Annotated in this window: 2 protein-coding genes and 1 other RNA gene; 2 read left to right on the forward strand and 1 reads right to left on the reverse strand. The window is 73.2% G+C overall.

The features are described from left to right. An RNA gene (gene rnpB, locus VKG64_10930) (RNase P RNA component class A) lies at positions 1-155 on the forward strand; the annotation flags it as partial. 46 nt (positions 156-201) lie between these two features. Further along, a complete protein-coding gene (locus VKG64_10935; GenBank protein ID HKB25557.1) occupies positions 202-2,565 on the forward strand; it encodes a xanthine dehydrogenase family protein molybdopterin-binding subunit in 2,364 nt (787 codons plus the stop codon). Between the two features lie 11 nt (positions 2,566-2,576). Here the strand turns inward: VKG64_10935 and VKG64_10940 are convergent, their stop codons facing one another. Further along, on the reverse strand, positions 2,577-3,467 hold the full coding sequence (locus VKG64_10940) for a TauD/TfdA family dioxygenase (GenBank protein ID HKB25558.1): 891 nt from the start codon (positions 3,465-3,467) through the stop codon (positions 2,577-2,579). Positions 3,468-3,772 lie beyond the last annotated feature (305 nt).

Genomic DNA, 3,772 nt, shown 5'->3' on the forward strand with positions numbered 1-3,772 from the left:
ACCCGGAGCAAGGCCAAATAGGGGAGCGATGGCGTGGCCCGCGCCGCTCCCGGGTTAGGCCGCTGGAGACGCCGGGTAACCGGCGTCCTAGAGAAATGACCGTCGGGAGCCGGCAACGGCTCCGACAGGACCCGGCTTACAGGCCTTCTCTGGCGCTTTTCTTCTCGACGATCGGCCGTAGAATGCCCGTCCGAGGGCACGATGTCGTTCCTCCTGTCCCGCACCCGGTCCGCACGCGAGGGCTTCGGCAAGCCCGTTCGGCGCAAAGAGGACGCGCGCCTGCTCACCGGCCAAGGCTGCTATAGCGACGACTTCAAGCTGGCCGGCCAGGCCTACGCGTCGTTCGTCCGCTCGCCGCACGCCCACGCGCGGATCCGCCGCATCGACGCCGCCCGCGCGGTGAAGGTGCCGGGCGTGATCGCCGTCCTCACGGGTGACGACGCCGCGGCCGCCGGCCTCCGACCGATCCCGCACCAGGCGGTCCCCCGGAACCCCCACGAGATCCAGCTCCGGAACCGCGACGGCTCCGCGCACTTCCTCGCGCCACACCCGCCCCTGCCCGCCGATCGTGTGCGCCTCGTCGGCGAGGCCGTGGCGATGGTGATCGCCGAGACGGCCGCCGCCGCGCGGGACGGCGCCGAGCACGTCGCCGTCGACTACGAGCCGCTGCCCGCGGTGACCGCCACCGCCGACGCGGTCGCCGAGCACGCGCCGCTCGTCTGGGACGAGGCGAAGTCGAACGTGTGCGTGGACTCGGACTCCGGCGACGCCGCCGCGGCCGACGCGGCATTCCGGCGCGCCGCGCACGTCGTTCGTCTCCAGACGCGGATCAACCGCGTCACCGGCGTGCCGATGGACCCGCGCGGGGCGCTCGGCGTGTACGACGCGGCGAGCGGGCGCTACACGCTCTACGCCGGCTCGGGCAGCTCGCAGCGCATCAAGCACGACCTCGCGGCCACGCTCGGCGTTCCCGGCGCCGCCGCGCGCGTGGTGGCGCGCGAGGTCGGCGGCAACTACGGCACGCGCAACGCCTTCTATCCCGAGTTCGCGCTGGTGGCCTGGGCGGCGAAGCGCCTCGGCCGGCCCGTCAAGTGGACGTGCGAGCGGCGCGAGGCGCTGCTCACCGACTACCACGCCCGCGACCTCCAGTCGGACGTGGAGCTGGCGCTCGACGCCGACGGCACCTTCCTCGCGCTCCGCGGCGTCAACACGAGCAACGTCGGCGCGCACGCGGTGTCGTTCATCCCGCTCGGCAAGGGCGTGTCGGTGCTGCCGAGCCTCTACCACATTCCCGCCGCGTCGATCCGCGCCCGCGCCGTGCTGAGCCACACGTCGCCCACGTATCCCTACCGCAGCGCCGGGCGCCCCGAGGTGATGTACGTCATCGAGCGGCTGATCGACCTCGCCGCGCGCCGGCACGGGTTCGACCGCGTCGAGCTGCGGCGGCGGAACCTCGTGCCGTCGAGCGCGATGCCGTACCGCAACGCGCTCGGCCTGCTCCAGGACAGCGGCGACTACCCGGCGGTCCAGGACCGCGCCGTCGCCCTCGCCGACTGGGCGGGGTTCGAGAAGCGCCGCGCCGAGGCGCGCCGGCGCGGCCGTTACCGTGGCATCGGCCTCGCCAACTACCTCGAGCTCAACACCGGCGCGCCGCGCGAGCGCGCCGAGATCACCGTGCGCCCCGAGGGACGGATCGACGTGGTGCTCGGCACGCTCTCCGCCGGCCAGGGCCACGAGACGAGCTTCGCCCAGCTCGTCGTCGAGTGGTTCGACGTCGGGATCGAGCAGGTCCGGCTGATCACCGGCGACACCGACGTCGCGTCGGTCGGCGGCGGCTCGCACTCCGGCCGCTCGATGCGTCTCGGCGCCGTGGTGATGGCGAAGGCGTCGGACCAGGTCGTCGAGAAGGGCCGGCGCCTCGCGGCGTGGCTGCTCGAGGCGGCGGAGCCCGACATCGAGTTCTCGAAGCGGCGCTTCGCGGTGAAGGGGACCGACCGCTCGGTGGACCTGTTCGAGGCGGCCGCGGCGGCGCTCCGGCGCGACGCGCCCGAGGACCTTCGCGGGCCGCTCGCGGGCGTGAGCGACGAGACCGTGAGCGTGCCGTCCTTTCCCTACGGCTGCGCGGTGTGCGAGGTGGAGGTCGATCCCGAGACCGGCGTGGTGGAGGTCGTGCGCTACACCTCGGTGGACGACTGCGGCCGCGCGGTCAACCCGATGATCCTCCACGGCCAGACCCACGGCGGCATCGCGGCGGGCGTCGGCCAGGCGCTGTGGGAGCAGTGCGCGTACGATGCCGCGACCGGCCAGATGCAGGCGGCGACCCTCATGGACTACGCCCTGCCCCGCGCCGACGCCCTCCCGAGCTTCACGACGGAGATCAGCGAGGTGCCCTCGACGTCGAACCCGCTCGGCCTCCGGGGCGGGGGCGAAGGCGGCACGACGCCGTCGCTCGGCGCCGTGGTCAACGCGATCGTGGACGCGCTGGCCGAGCTGGGCGTGGAGCACCTCGAGATGCCGGCGACGCCCGAGCGCGTCTGGCGGGCGATCCGCGACGCCCGGCCCTGACCGGCGCGCGGCTACCCGTGAAAGGTCGGGCGCCCCTCGTCGCGGTTCCAGAGCCGCACGAGGTGGCGCTTCGCGTGAGACTCCGCGGCGTCCTTGAACGCGGTGCGGCTGTGGGCGAAGTGACGGTTGTTCAGGTACTGGATCTGTCCCTGCTCGATGGTGAACTCGATCGAGAGCTCCGGCGCGTCGGCGATGGCGCGCATCGCCGCCACCGCCTCCCGTCCCTCTGGATCGAGCGGCGTGCCCGCCAGCGCCTCGCCGTTCAGGATGAGCACGTCGTTCCAGCGCGCCCGCAGCTCGCGCCCGTCGTACTCGAACACGGACTGCCGCGAGACCTTCGCGTCGTCGGGCGCGTGCTCGGCCTGTCGGTCCCAGGGGAACGGGCGGTAGAGGCGCGGCAGGAGGTCCGGATGCCGGCGCCGGAGCTCGTTGTGCACGCTCACGAGGCTCACGAAGCGACTCACCCCGCCCTCGCGCGCCGGGTGCAGGCACAGGAGCCCGACCAGCTCCGGCGGCAGTGAGAGCCAGGGCGCGTCCGTGTGGAACTGGAGCTCGAGGTTGGTGACCGAGCGGCGCACGCCGTACTCGAGCGTCTTGCCGGTGTCGCGGACGTCGTAGACCATCGTGCCATCCCACTTCTGCGCGACCGGTTGACCGAGGAGCGAGCCCAGCAGCCAGTACACCGCGCGGTTCTCGTCCTCGGAGAAGCGCTCGACCGGGACGCGATCGACCACCGCCAGGCCGACGCCGTGGCGGAGCTTCTCGCCGACCCTCGCCATCACCTCGCGGCAGGCCGGCAGCGCGAAGTGCGTGGGCGCGAGGAGCAGGAGCGGGAGCGGATCGCACCTGAGCGCGCCGACCGCCGCCGTGAGCTCGGCCGCCGCCTCGTCCGGGAGCGGCACGAGCCAGTTCGCCGGGGAGATGCCTCCCCGGAGCCACGCGCGTTCGTCGCGGATGTCCTGGAGGATCAGAGCGGCTCCGATTCTATGTCCGCGCCGCCGCTCCCGCAACCCGCGCCACCGAACTCGACGCTTGTGCCGGCGGGCGATCTCGGCAATGCTCCACCGCGGATGATCGCTCGCGCACAGGGAGCCTGAGCGTGGCGTGGAGCCGAGCCAGGAAGTGCGTGGTCATCGCGCTGGTCGCGGCGATCGTGCTGATCGCCGGCGGCGTGGTCGCGTTCCGGGTCGCCGTCGAGAGCCTCCGG

The sequence above is a fragment of the Candidatus Methylomirabilota bacterium genome (genome assembly GCA_035260325.1).
In the GTDB taxonomy this organism is placed as follows: Bacteria; Methylomirabilota; Methylomirabilia; order Rokubacteriales; family CSP1-6; genus AR19.